Raw genomic sequence first — 1,438 nt, forward strand, 5'->3', positions numbered from 1 at the left:
CACAAAACCATACGGCCGCAATCCTGCCGGACAAGCCACCAGAGCAGTAAGCACAACAGAAGGAGCCGAATCATGCCCACTGAGACGAACCATACGGCCGCACAAGTCAACTCCCTGAGCCATCGGACTCAACATCCTGACCTGGCTCGAGACCGCGCTATTTATACTCGCCCTCTACCGGTCTTCCGGTCGTCGCTAGGCACGATGCATCCCTATTGCTGCGACGAAGTACTACCTAGCTGAAGTTGGGTCGGTAGGTGTGTTCGAGTCACGGAAGTAGATCTCAATCGGCGGTGTACCCCCTGGCTCGACAGGCTCACCCACCACGATTTTCTCCAGCCCTGGTTCTGCGGCCAGAGCTAGTACGGCTTCTCGCAAGGCCCTCGCCCACGTTCCGGGTACGGGCTGCCCTTCCTCTTGAACGTTCACACTCATTGAACTCTCTTTCACAGTCGCCGCCGGCCCCGCCCTAGGAGGCACCGGGATCACCTCTATGAGCTCACTTGGATTGCTAAACTCCACGCCTCCAAACCCCTCAGCTTTTTCAGGCAGGGCAGGTAGTTTGTGACGCATGCTGCCCGGCGCCGCAACAACTGTTCCAGCAATCACCCCTCGCATCTGCCGCATGTCCAGCGACAAGCTTGTGGTGCTCGCTCTGTGCTCCTGCAAGGTCCGCTCACCCCACCGCGGCATGGCTGACTTTGAAGAGCTAGTCATGCCTTCCCTGCTTTCTTTCCCCTGACTGTCGAGGAACTTCGACAGGTCCTCGATTTCTTTCCCCTGACTGTCAAGGAACTTCGGCAGGGCCTCTCTTTGTGCGGTTGCGAAGGCTTGGTTGCTCGCCTGCCTCTCAGCCACCCGCCTCCTAGATTCTCTCTTCATAGCCACCGCTAGAGCTTGATAGGAATCTTGTTTCTGAGCCGCGTCCTCGGCTTGCTTGGCCACGAACTCGTCGCCGTGTGTCACCCGGGCCGCGTCAGCTTGCCTAGTTGCCGCCGTTTCTGCTGCAACCTCTCTTATGCGCTCTGGCGCCCGCAGGAAAAGTGAATTGGCCAGCACATCGCTGAAGCTAATACGTGGTCCGTTGGTTTTCTTGGCCATATCAAGCCACCTCGCCAACTTCGCCACCGGGCGCGCTAGCTTCGCCCGCCCCACGGGCCCGAGTACCCTTCCCTGCTCTAGTCGAAGGAACGACACTTCCGAGAAAGAGGGCCACGAGCCCAAGCGCGGTAAGTCCAGAGAAGAAGGCCCCGGTCAATGGGTCCCGAGCGAGGAAGTAGGCGACTACACCGCCAACAATTGCGAATACGAGCGCACAGGCTAGAGTCCCCCCGTATACAGCTCCCATGGTTTCAATTTTCTCGGCCGCTGCAATTCGCAACGAACGGAACGCGTGCGCCAATCCCAATAGGGTTCCACCGCAAACTCCAGCGAAGAA

Annotated in this window: 1 protein-coding gene; it reads right to left on the reverse strand. The window is 58.6% G+C overall.

Translation table 11 applies throughout. The features are described from left to right. Window positions 1-231 precede the first annotated feature (231 nt). A complete protein-coding gene (locus tag CIK75_RS03700) occupies window positions 232-1,101 on the reverse strand; it encodes a hypothetical protein (RefSeq protein WP_143413262.1) in 870 nt (289 codons plus the stop codon). Window positions 1,102-1,438 lie beyond the last annotated feature (337 nt).

This window comes from Glutamicibacter sp. BW78 (assembly GCF_002332245.1).
GTDB classification, from domain to species: Bacteria; Actinomycetota; Actinomycetes; order Actinomycetales; family Micrococcaceae; genus Arthrobacter_H; species Arthrobacter_H rhombi_A.

Bases quoted from the DNA above. Each gene is read 5' to 3' on its own strand.
- CIK75_RS03700 (WP_143413262.1), bottom strand. From the start codon at position 1,101: ATGGCCAAGAAAACCAACGGACCACGTATTAGCTTCAGCGATGTGCTG.